Annotated in this window: 12 protein-coding genes; 2 read left to right on the top strand and 10 right to left on the bottom strand. The window is 38.5% G+C overall.

The genetic code is table 11. The features are described 5' to 3' along the window. Positions 1–48: 48 nt before the first annotated feature. Positions 49–375 carry a hypothetical protein gene (locus EL259_RS08275; RefSeq protein ID WP_126600677.1) on the bottom strand — a complete coding sequence of 109 codons (327 nt, stop codon included), beginning with the start codon at positions 373–375 and terminating at the stop codon, positions 49–51. 78 nt (positions 376–453) lie between these two features. Next, complete coding sequence (gene glnD / locus EL259_RS08270) at positions 454–3,048, bottom strand: bifunctional uridylyltransferase/uridylyl-removing protein GlnD (RefSeq protein WP_126600674.1); 2,595 nt, start codon at positions 3,046–3,048, stop codon at positions 454–456. Positions 3,049–3,137: 89 nt separating this feature from the next. On the opposite strand from glnD, the gene EL259_RS08265 reads away from it, so the two are divergent. Beyond that, a complete protein-coding gene (locus EL259_RS08265; RefSeq protein WP_126600672.1) occupies positions 3,138–3,980 on the top strand; it encodes a phospholipase A in 843 nt (280 codons plus the stop codon). Positions 3,981–4,065: 85 nt separating this feature from the next. Here EL259_RS08265 and EL259_RS08260 read toward each other — a convergent pair whose 3' ends face one another. The 7 genes from EL259_RS08260 to hldE form a co-directional block, all read right to left on the bottom strand. Continuing rightward, positions 4,066–4,896 (bottom strand): PHP domain-containing protein, encoded by an 831-nt coding sequence (locus EL259_RS08260; protein ID WP_126600670.1) that lies wholly within the window; start codon positions 4,894–4,896, stop codon positions 4,066–4,068. Between the two features lie 126 nt (positions 4,897–5,022). Beyond that, on the bottom strand, positions 5,023–7,629 hold the full coding sequence (pepN, locus tag EL259_RS08255; RefSeq protein ID WP_126600668.1) for an aminopeptidase N: 2,607 nt from the start codon (positions 7,627–7,629) through the stop codon (positions 5,023–5,025). A 174-nt stretch (positions 7,630–7,803) separates the two neighbouring features. Further along, on the bottom strand, positions 7,804–8,295 hold the full coding sequence (locus EL259_RS08250; RefSeq protein WP_408608229.1) for a phosphatidylglycerophosphatase A family protein: 492 nt from the start codon (positions 8,293–8,295) through the stop codon (positions 7,804–7,806). Between the two features lie 17 nt (positions 8,296–8,312). Beyond that, positions 8,313–9,323 (bottom strand): thiamine-phosphate kinase, encoded by a 1,011-nt coding sequence (gene thiL / locus EL259_RS08245; protein ID WP_126600666.1) that lies wholly within the window; start codon positions 9,321–9,323, stop codon positions 8,313–8,315. Positions 9,324–9,390: 67 nt separating this feature from the next. Beyond that, positions 9,391–9,816: a transcription antitermination factor NusB gene (gene nusB, locus EL259_RS08240; RefSeq protein ID WP_126600664.1), complete on the bottom strand. Its 426-nt coding sequence runs from the start codon at positions 9,814–9,816 to the stop codon at positions 9,391–9,393. 3 nt (positions 9,817–9,819) lie between these two features. Continuing rightward, positions 9,820–10,293 carry a 6,7-dimethyl-8-ribityllumazine synthase gene (gene ribH, locus EL259_RS08235; protein WP_126600662.1) on the bottom strand — a complete coding sequence of 158 codons (474 nt, stop codon included), beginning with the start codon at positions 10,291–10,293 and terminating at the stop codon, positions 9,820–9,822. An 84-nt stretch (positions 10,294–10,377) separates the two neighbouring features. Beyond that, entirely contained in the window at positions 10,378–11,811 is a 1,434-nt protein-coding gene (gene hldE / locus EL259_RS08230) for a bifunctional D-glycero-beta-D-manno-heptose-7-phosphate kinase/D-glycero-beta-D-manno-heptose 1-phosphate adenylyltransferase HldE (RefSeq protein ID WP_126600660.1), read from the bottom strand. A gap of 222 nt (positions 11,812–12,033) precedes the next feature. Here hldE and EL259_RS08225 point away from each other — a divergent pair, with 222 nt between their 5' ends. Further along, entirely contained in the window at positions 12,034–12,963 is a 930-nt protein-coding gene (locus tag EL259_RS08225) for a Kdo(2)-lipid IV(A) acyltransferase (protein WP_126600658.1), read from the top strand. Positions 12,964–13,008: 45 nt separating this feature from the next. Here EL259_RS08225 and EL259_RS08650 read toward each other — a convergent pair whose 3' ends face one another. Then, positions 13,009–16,392: a TonB-dependent receptor domain-containing protein gene (locus EL259_RS08650; RefSeq protein ID WP_172594244.1), complete on the bottom strand. Its 3,384-nt coding sequence runs from the start codon at positions 16,390–16,392 to the stop codon at positions 13,009–13,011. Positions 16,393–16,443: the final 51 nt, after the last annotated feature.

Genomic DNA, 16,443 nt, shown 5'->3' with positions numbered 1-16,443 from the left:
GGGGCGTGATAATATAAAACCTGCAAAAGTAACGATTCTATTTAACAGCTATTCTGCTTTCTTTGTTTCTTTATTTGTGACATTGTCACTTTTTTGAGCTTGTTGTGCGGCAAGTGTTTGCTCTATTGCCTTCAACTTTTTACGGCGACCGTAAGTTGTAAAAGCAAAAATAATCCCAAACGCAAAGCATACAATCGAAAAATTGAGGATAAAGTTTGCTACAAAACTATCCATAAAATTCCGTTTAATCACCCAGAGATCCATCAGCACAATCCCTTCGATAAAAAAGACGATCATTGTCCAAGAATGATGATTAACACGTTCACGTTGTAACTGCCATTTGTATTTGTTTTCAATCAAATTTTTGTTATCCATTTAAAGCCCCTTATTGCGTAATCACGCACTTTCTTTGATGTCGTCAACATAAAGGATTTATGCCTAAAAATCAATTTTTTAACTTAATTCAGACACTAAGGCAGTGCGTAATTGTTGTTTCTCACTAAAATTTAGGGCATGCCCTTCGCGATTTGTCACAATAAAAAAGTCTTGCGCCTTTTCACCAATAGTTGAAATCTTCGCACTATGCAAATTCAAAGCAAGTTCATAAAACACTTTACCAACACGGGCTAATAACCCTTGTTTATCTAATGTCGTTAATTCAAATTGCGTTTGATCTTTGGGCGTACGAATAAATCGAATTGCCGTTGGCACATCAAACGGTTGTATTTTTGTCTTTTGCAGTCCAATCATTGGCAAGGTATCAGCCATTAATGCCGTGGTTAAGGCCTTTTCTATTTGCAAGCAGCGATCTTCCGCCACATGCATATTATGCTTTTCCGAAATAATAAAGCTATCCAACGCATAACCATTGTCGCACGTCATAATTTGTGCCTGATGAATATCAATCTTTTTCTTCTCTAACACCGCAACGACTTTATAAAATAAGGCGGCCTGATCGGGGCAATAAATAAAGACTTCTGTCCCCTGTGCTTGCTGATATACTTTCACGCAGACTGCCTGAGAATTTTGTATAAGCCACTGACTATGCTGCACAATCTGCTCGCATTCGGTACGCAAAAAATAAGCTTCAGGAAACGTAGCCCAAAGTGCTTGAATTTGTCCCTCACCTATTCCCGCTTGCAGTAAAACCTGTTCTGCTTGTTCTCTTTGCTGTTGAGCATGATGTTCTGAATCATATGGAGTCACACACCCATGTTGTAATTGCGCTAAGGTATTTTCATAAAGTGTACTTAATAGACTTGCCTTCCACGGATTCCAGCGCTTTTCATCCGTGCCATAAATATCGGCAACAGTTAAACATAACAGTAATTTTAGCCGTTGAGGGGTTTTAACTTTCGCCGCAAATGCTTGAATAACATGCGGATCCTGAATATCACGGCGTTGTGCGGTAATCGACATCGTTAAATGATGTTGTACCAACCAAGCAATATCTTCTTGTTCCTCACGAGGAATACCGTGTAATTGACAAAAATCTTCGACATCTTTCAGTGCTAGCTCACTATGATCTCCCCCACGCCCTTTGGCAATATCGTGAAATAATGCGGTAAGATAAAGGGTTTGCAAGGTAATAGGATTTGCTTTTATTTCATTAAAAAGTTGGGTCGCCAGTGGAAAATCGACCGAATTATTAGATTCTCCAAGCTGTTCGAGGGTTTGTAAAACACGAATAATATGCTCATCCACCGTGTAACTATGGAACAAGTCAAATTGCATCAACCCTGTTATCCTTTGCCAATTTGGTAAATAATTTTTCAAAATACCGTAACGATGCAAAGGCACAATTACCTGCCTAATCGCATTGGGCTGTGCCAAAAGCGGTAAAAATTTTGCACGTGCATACGCATTCTCGCTCAATAAAGCTTGCGCATTATGACTGAATTTTAATAACTGGCGTAAGGTGTCAGGATGAATCTCAGATTCTGGATACTGTGCTAAATAATGAAATAATGTCCAAATCTGTTCTGGATGATGTTGGTAAATATCTTGCGTAGTTAAACGGATAAAATGCCCATTTTTCTCATAATTTTCGTCTAATTTCTGCAAACACGCCCCATTTTTCGGATAAAATTTTTGTAAATAATGTTGCACGATAATATGACAAAATACCGAAATAAATTGTGCAGCTTGAAAATACTCACGCATCATGGTTTCGACATTCGCATTCGGATAGTCATGATTTTCTGGATAACCTAAAAAGGCTGCCAATTGCTTTTGTTGTTCAAAATAAAGCCGATCATTCGGACGTGCATTTAATAGATGTAACGCATAGCGCAAGCGAAACAAGAATTGCTGACTCTGCTTAACTTGCTGATATTCTTCTTGATTTATCCAATTTTTTGCTAAAAGTTGCTCGAGATTTTTGGTGCCCGTATCTCGTAGGGCGAGCCAATACAATAAATGCAAATCACGTAAACCACCTAAATTGTATTTTAAGTCGGGTTCGAGGTTGTAACTGGTATGATGAAAACGCTGATAACGTTTTTGCTGTTCCGCCACTTTTGCATCGAAAAAAGCCACAGGTGACCAAGTTTCTGTCTGCGCTAACACGCAGGTTAATTCTTTGCTAAAGGCACTATCCCCACAGAGAAAACGGCGCTCAAGCAGATTGGTTGCGATAGTAATATCTTGTTGCGCTTGGGCAACCGTTTCCGCTAAATCCCGTACCGCAATCCCAATTTTTAAACCACAATCCCACAAAAATTGGATAAATTGCTCAATTTGGGTTTTATAGAGTGGTAAGACCTCTTTTTTCACCAAAACAAATAGATCTAAATCAGAATGTGGAAATAACTCCTTTCGTCCATAGCCCCCCACGGCAAACAACACGATATTCTCTGGGTTGGGAAAGAATGAAGCAAAAATAGTTTGCAGGCAATCATCGCAAAATTGCGTACGATTTTGCATCCATGTTTCGACATCTAATCCGTTAAAATACGGTTTCTCATACATCAAAAGATGTTGGAGTTGTAGTCGAACCGTTTCAATCTTGATAAAATCGGGGCGGTGGAATCTTGGCAATGATTGCATAAGGGTTTACCTATAAAAAATGAATGGGTAAAGTTTAGCAAATCACAAGAAAAATCTATATAAAATCTGTATTTAATTCGGAGTTTTACATGAAGAAAATCATTGCGTTTTTATGTCTATCAGCAAGTAGTTACGCCATTGCCTACGATGGTTTACCTAAACTTTATCAAACAGAAACAGATGCCTTATTACATAAAAATTCTACTGAAATTTTTGGACTAGTCCCCTACAATGATAACTACGTTATGATGACGGAATCGAATGGGAATTTTGCTTATCCGAAGAAAATGCAGCATGATGAAGTTAAATTTCAAATTAGTCTTGCCGTACCATTTTGGCGTGGAATTTTAGGGAAAAACTCCGTACTGGCGGGGGCTTACACGCAAACCTCGTGGTTTCAAATGTTGAATACCAAAGACTCCTCTCCGTTCCGTGAAACCAATTATAAACCCCAACTTTTCCTAGCATGGGAACTTGATTATCCCGTCTGGCACGGTTGGAAAATGGATGAATTTGAAGGTGGTTTCTTGCATGATTCCAATGGTCGCGATAATTCTGATAATAAGTCACGCAGTTGGAACCGCATTTATGGGCGTATCTCGTTTAGTAAAGATAACTGGCGCATTCAATTAAAACCGTGGTGGCGCATTCCAGAAAGCCACTCAAGCGATGATAACCCCGATATTCAAGATTACATGGGGCACGGCGATTTGATTATTGATTACTATACGGAAACCCATCAAGTTCATCTGAAAACCCACTATAACCCTCGCTCAGGAAAAGGCGGTGCGGAGCTTTCTTATAGTTATCCAATTAGTCGCTACGTTCGACTTTATGCCCAATATTATGGCGGTTACGGTGAATCTTTGATCGATTATAACAAAAATATTCAACGCATTGGGATTGGTGTGTCGCTCAACAATGTTTTCTAGTGACAACGTCACATAAAAAATAATCACGCCCCGATTTTCGCATAAATTTTTACGAAAATCGGGGCGTGATCTTCATTTTTAAAAATTAAATCAACGCAGATAAAATAAAGTCGCAACCCTCGGGGAGCGCCAATCCTTTACCTAATTCACGCCAACCGCACGGATAATGGAAATCCGAGCCACCGCTCGCTTTTAAAGCATGCGCTTCGGCTAAGGCTAATAAATGCTGACGTTGTTGCGGATTTTGCCCACACCCTGCGACTTCCATCGCATCGCCGTTCCACGCTTTAAAATCCGTAATCAGTTGTTGGAATTTTTTACGGCTTAATTCATAACGCAATGGATGCGCTAAAACCGCTTTTCCGCCCGCTTTTTGAATAATTGCAATCGCAGTCGGAATATCACACCATGACGGATTAATATAGGCTTTTTTGCCTTGTGCTAAATAACGTTTAAACGCCTGTGAAACATCTTTTACCACACCCGCCTCAACCAAATAGCGAGCATAATGGGCACGAGTCACCTCGCCTTCGCTAAGCTTTTTTGCTCCCTCATACGCATTCAGAATGCCTAGCTCTGCTAGTTTTTCACCGATAGCCAACGCGCGCTGGTGGCGGAATTGCTGCTGTTGTTGCAAAAGTGCTTGCAACTCAGGATCGTTCATATCAAAGCCTAACCCAACCACATGAATATCTTTGTTATTCCAACGGGTAGAAATCTCTACGCCATTGATAAAGGTCATATCGTGCTTTTCCGCAACTTCACGTGCCTCAGCAAGCCCATTCACCGTATCATGATCAGTAAGCGCTAATACCCTCACCCCCATTTCAACCGCCCGCAACACCACCTCACTCGGCGCCAACACCCCATCCGACGCCGTACTATGGCAATGGAGATCGTATTTTGTTGTAAACATCCTTGGTTCCTTAATCATTATATTATTTGCATAAATTTTTTTGAAAAAGTCGGCGTGATCCGACCAAAACAAAAAGGAAAGTCTTTAAACTTCCCTTTTTATAACAAATTTAATTAAGAAAATAAATTAATGTAACGCTTTCTCGATTTTTTCGTATAAGTCGTTGGAAAGATTATCAACTTTTTTGAGTTTTTCGAGTTGGGCTTTCATTAATGCTTGGCGTTCTTCATCGTAACGTGCATAGCGGATTAATGGTTCAATTAAGCGTGAGGCAACTTGTGGGTTGCTTGCGTTAAGTTGTTCCAATACTTCTTCTAAGAACGCGTAACCAGAACCATCTTTTTGATGGAATTGTGCGAGATTATGGGTTGAGAATGCACCAACAAGGCTACGCACACGGTTCGGGTTAGTCATGCTAAAACTGCGGTGATGCATTAAGTTTTTAACACGTGTTAGCGCAGCAGCATCTGGACGTGTGGCTTGAAGGGTGAACCATTTATCCATCACTAAACCATCGTGCGCCCATTTTTCTTCAAAATCAGTCAGCAAGACTTCGGCCGCTTCGCATTTACCTTGAGTAGCTGCTTTAAGCGCTGCTAAAGTATCAGTCATGTTATCCGCTTCAAAGTAATGGCGAGTAACGAGGCTTTCTCCCATTGGTAGCAATGCAAGATATTGCAAACATGCATTGCGTAATGCACGATCAGCAATCGCCTGTTGGTTAAATTCATAATGATCCGCTTTTAATTCACGATAAACTTTAACAAGATTATCTTTTAATGCATCTGCAATTCTATGTTGCATATAATCACGAATTTCAACAATCGCAGTTGGGTCAATTTGATCCACCCCTTCTGCAAACTCAACCGCTGTTGGTAAAGTGAGCAGTAAAGCAATGATAGACTCATGACCCTTCGCATTTTCTAAGCACCAGTTAAGTGCGTTTAAAAGAGCATCTGGGAAAACAAAGCCTTCATTCTTGCCATAACGTTTTAAGTTACAACGTAACACTTTGTTATAAAGCATTTGAGCTGCATCCCAACGGATAAAGTCATTTTCTGCAAATTTCATTAAAGTTACGAGCTGTGATACTTCGTATTCATAAGTCAATTTAACAGGCGCAGAGAAATCACAGAGTAATGCAGGAATTGGTTTGCTTGGTACGTGGTGGAATTCAAATGTTTGTTCTGCTTTAGTGACATTTAAGATTTCACTTAATGGTGTGTCCGTATTTGGCAACATAACAGGCTTGCCTTGTTCGGTATAAAGTGTCACTTTAAGTGGAATATGTAATGCAGTTTTTTCTTTTTGATCTGCTGTTTCTAGTGTGAATTGATGTACGTGTAAACGATAGCATTGTTTGTCAGCATCGTAATCATCAGTTACGGTTAATTGTGGCGTACCAGATTGGCTATACCAAAGTCTAAATTGCGTTAAATCTACACCTGATGCGGTTTCCATTGCACGGACAAAGTCATCACAAGTTGCAGCTTTTCCATCATTTTCTGCGATATATTGACGCATACCTGCTTGGAAACCTTCTTCGCCTAATAAAGTGTGCATCATGCGGATAACTTCTGCTCCTTTTTCATATACGGTCATGGTATAGAAGTTATTCATTTCAATCACTTTTTCAGGGCGGATTGGATGTGACATTGGGCTTGCATCTTCTGGGAATTGCATTGCACGTAATAATTTTACGTTGTTAATGCGATTCACCGCACGAGAACCCGTATCAGAAGAAAATTCTTGATCACGGAATACTGTTAGCCCTTCTTTTAAGCTTAATTGAAACCAGTCACGGCAAGTTACACGGTTACCTGTCCAGTTATGGAAATATTCATGTCCGATCACGGATTCTACGCCGAGGTAATCATCATCGGTTGCTGTTTGAGAATTTGCCAAGACGTATTTTGAGTTGAAGATATTTAATCCTTTATTTTCCATTGCCCCCATGTTGAAGAAGTCAACGGCAACAATCATATAAATATCTAAATCATATTCTAAACCAAAGCGTTCTTCATCCCATTTCATGGCTTTTTTAAGGCTTGCCATGGCGAAATCAGCACGATCTAAATTGCCTTTATCAACAAAAAGTTCAAGTTTGACATCACGTCCACTGCGGGTAATAAAATGATCTTCTAAAACATCAAAATCCCCTGCTACTAATGCAAATAAGTAGCTTGGTTTCGGGAATGGATCTTGCCATTCAACCCAATGTTTATCATCTGCTAAATTACCTTTAGCAATGCAGTTACCATTTGAAAGTAAGTATGGATAAGCCTTTTTATCGGCAGTAATTTTAGTGGTATAACGGGCTAAAACATCAGGACGATCAATAAAATAGGTAATTTGGCGGAAACCCTCGGCTTCACATTGCGTGCAAAGTGCTTCACCAGATTGATAAAGTCCTTGTAATGAAGTGTTTTTAGCAGGGTTAAGGCAGGTTTGAATTTTTAATTCAAAATCAGTTAAATTCTGTGGAATATCAAGCGTTAAACTTTCTTTATCTTTTTTATAATGCTCAATATCATGTCCATTTAATTTAACGGAAACAAGTTCCATACCATGACCATCAAGACGTAATTCTGTTGCTTGTGGATTTAAGCGTTTAACTTTACTTTTCGCTGTAACAAGAGTGTCATCGGCGTTAAGTTGAAAATCAAGGAAAATGTCGGTGATAGTGAAATCAGGCGTACGATAGTCTTTTCTATATTTTGCTTTGGCTTGCATAGGAAGTCCTTCTGTTGATTATGAATAAGAATTATCACTGTATGAGATAAGAACGACCGTTATAGAATATCACTAAATCTTTTTAAATACTAAAAAAGGTAAAAAAAAGCTCGCCAATTATCTCAAAAAAACAACGAAAAAGGCGAGCATTCACAGGAGTATCTGGTAGCTATATTAAAAAATCCAGCGGAAAAGCAAAATAACTACGAAGGCGTATAATCCAGCTAAAACATCATCAATCATGATACCAAAACCATTGGTGTAACCTTCATCAAAATGTTTGATTGGTGCAGGTTTCCAAATATCGAAAAGACGGAAAAGCAAAAAGGCTAAAAGCAAATATCCAAAAGAGAGTTTTGGTAATGCCAGCAAGGTAATGAAAATGCCAACAAATTCATCCCAAACAATCGAGCCATGATCATGAACGCCCATATCTTGTGAAGTTTGGTCACAAAGACGACAACCAATCCAAAAGGAAATGATGGTTAGAAGTAAAAACAGGGACCACCCCATATAATGTAATAAAAAAGCGCCGATAATGGTTGCTAACGCACTGCCCCATGTGCCTGGGGCAGTTGGCATTAATCCAGAACCAAAACCAACTGCGAATAAGTGTGTAGGATTACGTAAATTAATTTTCTTGCGTGGATCGTCTGTCATATTCATAGTTATCCTCCTCATGATTATTTAGAAAAGTGATCAAACCCTTGTGTAAAAGTAAAATCTACCACTTTTCCGTTACGTTGTAACGTGATTTTATTCTCTGCTCCATCTGTAATCCGACCAATACAACTAACAGGCACAGGAAGATCAGAAGATAAAATTGCCTTTTTAAAATCCTGAATTTTTGCCTCTGGTACAGTAAAGCAAAGTTCGTAATCTTCCCCGCCAGTTAATGCAAATTTTTCACAGGTAGCTAACGAGAATAATTGCGTTAATTCTTCTGAATAGGGTAATTTTTCTATATCAAGTTCCGCATGGCAATGACTACGCTCTAAGATATGTGTTAAATCAGCCATCAATCCATCAGATATATCTAAGGCGCATTGCGAAAAATCATGATCTAATAAATATTGCCCTAATGCGATACGTGGTGTTGGGCGTAAATGTCTAGCGACTACATAATTTTCTGCGAAAATCGGGGCGTCATAATTTTTCAATTCAGTATTTTTTTGCCCTAATAATAACGCCAAGCCTGCAGCACTATCACCTAGCGTGCCAGAGACAAAAATATAGTCGCCTACTCGGGCTTTATCACGACGTAATGCTTTCCCTTTTGGCAACAATCCTTGTGCAGTAATACTGATACAATGTAATTTCCCTTGTGTGGTATCACCACCGATTAAACTAACATTTTCTTTTGTTAATACTTCAAAGAAAGTTTCACTAAAATCTTTTAGCCAATCTTGATCAACTTCAGGCAAGGTCAAGGCTAATGAAATCCACGCAGGACGCGCGCCCATCGCCGCTAAATCACTTAAATTAGTTGCAAGGGCTTTATATGCTAAATCTTTTGGCGAAATTGTTGGAAGAAAATGTGTGCCTTCGACCATCGTATCGGTCGTAATGGCAATTTGTTGAGAAGGCGGACAATTTAGAATGGCACAATCATCACCAATGCTAAGGGCAACATCAGGGCGTTGTGGATTTTGTTGGGTTTTAAAATAATGCGTGATTAAATCAAACTCGCCCACTGTTTTTTCCTATAATAATTTTAAAAACAATAAAAAAGTGTGATTTTCACCACACTTTCTTATCTCACTAGCGATGTGCTGCGACTTTATCTAACACACCGTTAATATATTTGTGACTGTCTTCCGCGCCAAAAGCTTTTGCAACTTCAATCGCTTCATTGATAACTACTTTATAAGGAACATCACGTTCGAAAAGGAGTTCATACGCAGCTAAACGCAATACAGCACGTTCAATCGGATCAAGTTCTTCTAAAGAACGGTCTAATTCTGGTGCTAATGCTGCATCTACTGCATCAAGTTGATTTACAGTTTGACGGAAAAGTTTACGGAAATATGGTAAATCCGCCCCTTTACTTTCTTCTGGATTATCAACTAAAAAAGCTAATTCTACTTCGTCAGGTGCGTTTTTAGACACTTCCCAAGCATACATAGTTTGTGTTGCACATTCTCTTGCACGACGACGTGCGGAAGGTTTTTTCTTTTGTTCAGTCATTCTTTACTCTGCGTCAATTTGGGCTAATAAATTAATCATTTCTAATGCGACTAATGCTGCTTCTGCCCCTTTATTGCCAGCTTTCGTGCCAGCACGTTCAATAGCTTGTTCGATGCTTTCAGTAGTCAATACGCCGAATGCAACTGGAATATCTGCATTCATCATTACTTGACCAAGACCACTACTTGCTTCGCCAGCCACATACTCAAAATGCGCAGTACCGCCACGGATAACAGTACCTAGCGCTACGATACCGTCGAATTTACCAGATTTTGCAAGACGACTCGCCACGAGTGGAAGTTCGTATGCGCCTGGAACACGAACGATAGTAATATTGTCTTCGCTTACTTGACCATAACGTTTTAAAGCGTCGATTGCGCCTTCTAAAAGGCTTTCATTGATAAAACTGTTAAAACGTGCAATTGCAATTGCAATTTTTGCTTTAGGTGCAACGATTTGACCTTCTAAAACTTTCATATTTTATCCTTATCGGTAATGGATGAAAAAACTTAATTGAAGTTTAACATAAAACTTACAAAAATAGCACGCACCTAATACGCATTATTTTTCAGTAATTCCTTGAATTTTTGCGATAATGTTACTGGTTGAGCAACCATCTTCAAAATTTAAGACTTCGACTTGTCCGCCATTTGCCCATACTTCTTGGCTACCCGCAATTTCTTCAGGTTTATAATCTCCTCCTTTTACGAGAAGATCAGGCAGAATTTCACCAATTAAACGTTGTGGTGTATCTTCGCTGAATGGCACAACCCAATCCACAGAGGCTAAACCTGCAAGCACCGCCATGCGGTCTTGTAACGCATTAATTGGTCGCGTTTCACCTTTTAGACGCTTAACCGAATCATCTGTATTCACGGCAACGATTAAACGATCGCCTAATTTACGTGCATTTTCTAAATAAGACACATGTCCAGGATGTAAAATATCGAAACAACCATTTGTCATGACAATTTTTTCACCACGTGCTTTAGCATCGGCTACTGCTTTTTTCAATGAATTTTCATCCATTACGCCGAAACCATAGCAAGTACGTTGATGAATCGCATTTTCAAGTTCTGTAGTAGAAACAGTACTGGTTCCTAGTTTACCCACAACCACACCTGCAGCTACATTAGAAAGATAGCAAGCTTCTTCCAAAGAACGACCATCCGCCATTGCAGTGGCAAGGACAGAAATTACGGTATCGCCCGCGCCCGTTACATCAAAAACTTCTCTCGCTCGGGTTGGTAAGTGGAAAGGGGCTTGATTTGGGCGTAATAATGTCATCCCTTTTTCAGAGCGTGTCACTAATAAAGCGCTTAGATCGTAATCCGCAATAAGTTGTAACCCTTTGCGTTCAATATCTTCATCCGTTTCGCAAGATCCTACAACCGCTTCAAATTCACTCATATTTGGTGTGAGTAGTGTTGCACCACGATAACGTTCGAAATCCGTCCCTTTAGGATCGATTAAAACAGGTACATTGGCACGGCGTGCAATTTGAATCATTTTTTGTACTTGATTTAATGTCCCTTTACCATAATCGGAAAGAATTAACGCCCCAAAATTCGCAATATTTTTTGTTAATTTTGCTAATAGGTCATCACTCGATACATGATTGAAATTTTCTTCAAAATCAAGGCGTAATAATTGTTGATGACGAGAAAGAATACGGAGTTTAGTAATAGTTGGATGGCTTTCTAATGCAGTGAAATTACAAGTAATTTGATGTTGATTTAAAAGCGCACACAAACTCTCACCTGCTTCATCTTTACCGATAAAACCATGTAATTCAACGGGAACATTTAATGAAGCAATATTCATTGCAACATTAGCTGCTCCGCCTGCACGTTCCTCATTTTCTTGTACACGTACAACGGGAACAGGTGCTTCTGGCGAAATACGGTTTGTTGCACCAAACCAGTAGCGATCTAACATCACATCGCCCAATACTAACACCTTAGCACGTGGAAACTCTGCGGAATAAAAATTCATATTAATATCTCATTAATTAAAAAACTGTCGAGAGTTTATCATAAATACTAGAATTTTTTCTAAATAACTCGCTTTTTATGCATAAAAAATTCATTTTTCAGCCAAAAACCTGAATTTTTCATCGTTTCTGTTTTTATATAACATCAGTAATGCAAAAAAAGTAAACTTTCGGTAGAATGTTAGCTTTTAGTAAATTTTTGTAAATTCAGAATAAAAATAATTATGGCAAAAACAAAATTACCTACTTTCCAACTCTCTTTTCTTCATCCAAAACATTGGGGCCTATGGTTAGGCGTTGGGCTTTGGCGTGGTGCGGTTTCTCTTCCTTATCCTGTTATCCTAAAAATAGGTTCGGGGCTAGGTTGGCTCTTTGGAAAAGTGGGCGTTGGTAAAAAGCGTCTTAAAGTTGCGCGCCGTAATTTAGAGCTTTGCTTCCCAGATAAATCCCCTGCTGAAATCGAAGAAATGCTGAAAGAAAATCAACGATCTGTGGGGATGGCGATCATGGAAACAGGTATGGCATGGTTTTGGTCAGATAAACGTATCCAAAAATGGAGTGAAGTGCATGGTATTGAGTATATGTTACCTGAAAAAGGAGTGCTTTTTGTAGGGGTGCATTTTTTAACACTTGAGCTTGGCGCCCGTATTGCGGGGATGAAACGCCCAGGAATTGGGGTTTATCGTCCGAATGATAATCCTGTATTTGACTGGTTACAAACCCGAGGACGTTTACGTTCTAATAAAACCATGCTCGATCGCAAAGATGTTCGAGGCATGATTAAGGCATTAAAAGAAGGCGAAATTATTTGGTATGCGCCTGATCACGATTATGGACGCCGTAAATCTGTCTTCGCTCCCCTTTTTGCGGTGCCTGAGGCAGCCACAACAACTGGAAGTCATTTGTTAATTAAAGCCGCACCTGATGCACTTGTCGTGCCTTTTTCACCCGTACGTAAGGCTGATAATTCAGGCTATATCGTTGATGTTTCCCCTGCTGTTGATTTTAGCGATACACAAACAGAACTTGAAACGGCATGTAAAATGAATAAGGTAGTTGAACAAGAAATTTTAAAAGCACCTACCCAATATATGTGGATGCACCGCCGCTTTAAAACTCGTCCAAATGAAAATGATCCGAGTTTATACGATTAAAAATAAAAACTGCCTCTAAATGAGGCAGTTTTTTATTATGTTAGATTAAAAAGTCATTGAAACATTTATTTTAAAGTTACGCCCTGGCGCATAAAAACGCTCAATGCCTTGATTTTGAGTAAAACAGCCAATTGTTGGGTTTTCAGCTTGGCAGATCATATTACTTGTTCCGAAACGGCGAATAGATTGTAGGCTTTCCCATGTTGCATATTTTTTATTGAAAATATTATAAATTCCCAATTGAATAGTAACTTGTTTTGTTGGTTTAATATAACCAATCGCATCAAAAATATCATAAGATTTACTTAAATATTTTGCTGAAATATCATTTGGATCATAATTCGGAGATTGTTCCCGAATTTGATCAGCAGCATGATATGGATTATAGGTGTCTTTCGCTTTTTTCGCAGAAACATGAGTAAAGTAGAAATCAATGCCATATTTGTTCTCATGGTGATAGCCTAAAGAGAATACTTGTTTCATTGGCGAAATCATGTTGATTGGATACCAAATCTTACGTTGTTCGCCCTGCGCATTCTCATCAATACCGAAGGTTCGTCCTTTTTGATACTCCAATTTATATCCAACACTTAATCCTTCGAGCATTGAAGTAATATCGCCGAGTGCGAGATGACTATGAATATGAAAACCTTTTACCCACGCTTTAGAATTATTAATATTTTGGTACATACGATATGGAATACCATTTGTACTGCCATCTTTTCCAGTAAACTGCTTGTATCCTTGAAAAGCAAGTTGAATGAAATTATCGTAATTCGTTTTAAAAGCACCAAGCGTAATAAAACTATGTTGATGGTGGAAAGTTAAAGCGAGCTCTTTGGTTTTTGCTAACTCAGCCTTTAAATCTGGGTTAGCAACAATCGAGAAATCAGGATGTTTGAATGTAAAATACAACTCATCTGACGATGGCGCTCTAAATCCTGTTGCATATTTAAGTTGTACACGAAGAAAATCAAAGGGATCTAACGCTGTCGCTAAACTGTATGAACTATGGCTAAATTTACGTTTTCTACTTACTAAATAATCAATATTTTTCTGCGGATTACTTAAATAATCGGCGAGATTTTTCTCATATTCTTGTAAGGCTTGGGCATATTTTGGATCTTGGTAGCTGCCATCGGCATTTTTGCAACTGCCCGTTTTACAATTAAATTGTTTTGCATACCAACTTGGCTTTTGTGGGCGGATTAACGTTTTAGGCTTAACATACATACCTTGCAATAAACCTTGTGGTAAAGCGGGATCGGTTTCTTGGTTAAAGTGCGGTTGATGATTGATATGATCATAACGATAACCTAAATCAAAACTCACATAACGATTTACCCTGACATGGTCATTAATCGCAAATGCGCCTGTTTTTGTTTCAACTGGAATTAAGAAGGTAGTTGGCTTTTCTTCATGCGGAATCGTACAAGATGTACCTGGTTTACATGCTACTTGACCATTTTTATCAATCATATTGAAATACTTAGCCCACCATTTAATGTTTTTAGGACCATAACCACTACGGTTAATCATTTGTTTATCCATTTTAGATAAGACAAAATTGTAGGCTAATTCATTTTCGACTTCTTTGACACTAAAGAATTTAGTCAAATCAATATTAATCTGTTGAAGATCAGTATTTAATTTACGATCTGTCCATAAATTGGTACTGTAGCCTGGAGAAGATGGCTTGATTAATTGCCAATTATCAGCGCTTTCATACCCTATTTTTTCGCCTGTCCAACTATTTATTTTATCCGCTTGCCAACCGCTATAATTTTTGTCGTCCCACGCATCACCTTTATTAATCCATTTTGTTTTTTGTACTTTTACTTCTTTATAGAAATGGTCTTTATTTTGATGATCATCAACACTAAAAAGAATCCGTTCACGTTTTCCCTCAGGATTTTCGACCTCTAAAATAGTTTGTGGCTGGCTAAGATCAACAGCTTGTTTACCCTTTAACTTATAACCATTCCAAGAATTTCCTTCAATATTGTAATAAGTTAAAGAACCGTTACAGTTTTCGGATTGACAATCTATCCATAAGTTTCCTTTATCTACCGACGTATCCCATACATCAGATTGATTTTGCTTTTGATCGAATTGATTTTTTTCTGGGTAAGGGAACGCATTTCCTTTTGCATCCACAATAGCCAATGTTTTTTTACCATTTTCTTTTTTTATTTGTGCAGAATAATCGTCATTCCATTCCCAACTCGGCACTTCTTTTAACATTAATTTATTGCCATTTTTATCCACGATATCCCCATTTTTGAACTGTAAACCTAATGGATTTTGTACAGAATCGCAATTTTCGCCGCCGTCACAATATTCATCAGTTCGCGCACGTTGAGTGATTTTTTGATGAGAATAGGTGACTTTTAGACTATCCCAAAGCCAATTACTGTCATAATTTTCATAGCTAAATGCGACATTTCTACGTGTGCTACTATCATTGGTATGGCGTGATTCTTTTTCTGGTTTATCGGCATCAGTCATTAATGGTGCTAACGTATAAGACCAGTCATGTCCTCGGCTATGATGTTTATAATCATCATACATGATGGTAAATCGGTTTGAGTCATTTGGATTAAATCCTAACTTGAGTAATGTACTTTTTTTAGTGATGTGATAAGGATCAGCTTTTTGGCGACTACGTCCTTGTGCACCTTTAGCAGGAATATCAGGATAACTATCATAACCAAAATTTTCGGTTTCGTGCCCATCTCGATCCGTATAGATGGCTAAAACATCAAATTGTTTCCAACGTGCAGCTAGCGTTGGACTAAACATATATTGCCCGTCTGCGCTGCCATATCCTGTTTTGACCTTAAAATAAAATGGCTTATCAATTAAATAATCACGAGCATCTTTTGTTTCAAATAATACAGCGCCTCCCAAAGCACCGCTCCCACTTTTTACTGAATCTGCTCCTTTAGCAATATTGACTTGTTTCAGTGTTTCTATTTCAACGCCATTACGAGTATTATTAAAGTTACCGTACCCCTCAAATAATTCCTTAAATCCTTGTGAAGAAAGCGTTTCTGCCTGTTGCAATCCATCAATGGTAATATTAACCCGATTTTCATCAACACCACGAATACTATACCCACTGCTTCCCATCCTGCCTTTCTCAACGACAGATACACCTGTTTCATATTTCACTAAATCTTGGCTACTTTGTATTTGCTGAGCCTCAAAATTTTTAGCCGTTTTAACGGTTTCTGCAATTTTCTTTTCACGAATGGGAAGCATTTCTTGCTCACCAATCACATTAATTTCCTCTAATCTTGTCGGTTCCGCTTGTACAACAACGGGTAACAAACATGATAAAGTAACGAATGTTTTCCTTTTTAATCCGATTTTTGCTTTTGATTGGGGGGATAATTCAGAAGATGCATAGTTGCATACTTTGTTCATATAATACCTCTAATGACTCAAAATAAGAAAAGTTGCTACCTATATATGGTT

Origin of the sequence: Actinobacillus delphinicola (genome assembly GCF_900638385.1) — a bacterium.
Classification (GTDB): Bacteria; Pseudomonadota; Gammaproteobacteria; order Enterobacterales; family Pasteurellaceae; genus Actinobacillus_C; species Actinobacillus_C delphinicola.
This window is presented reverse-complemented; position numbering and strand designations above follow the sequence as displayed.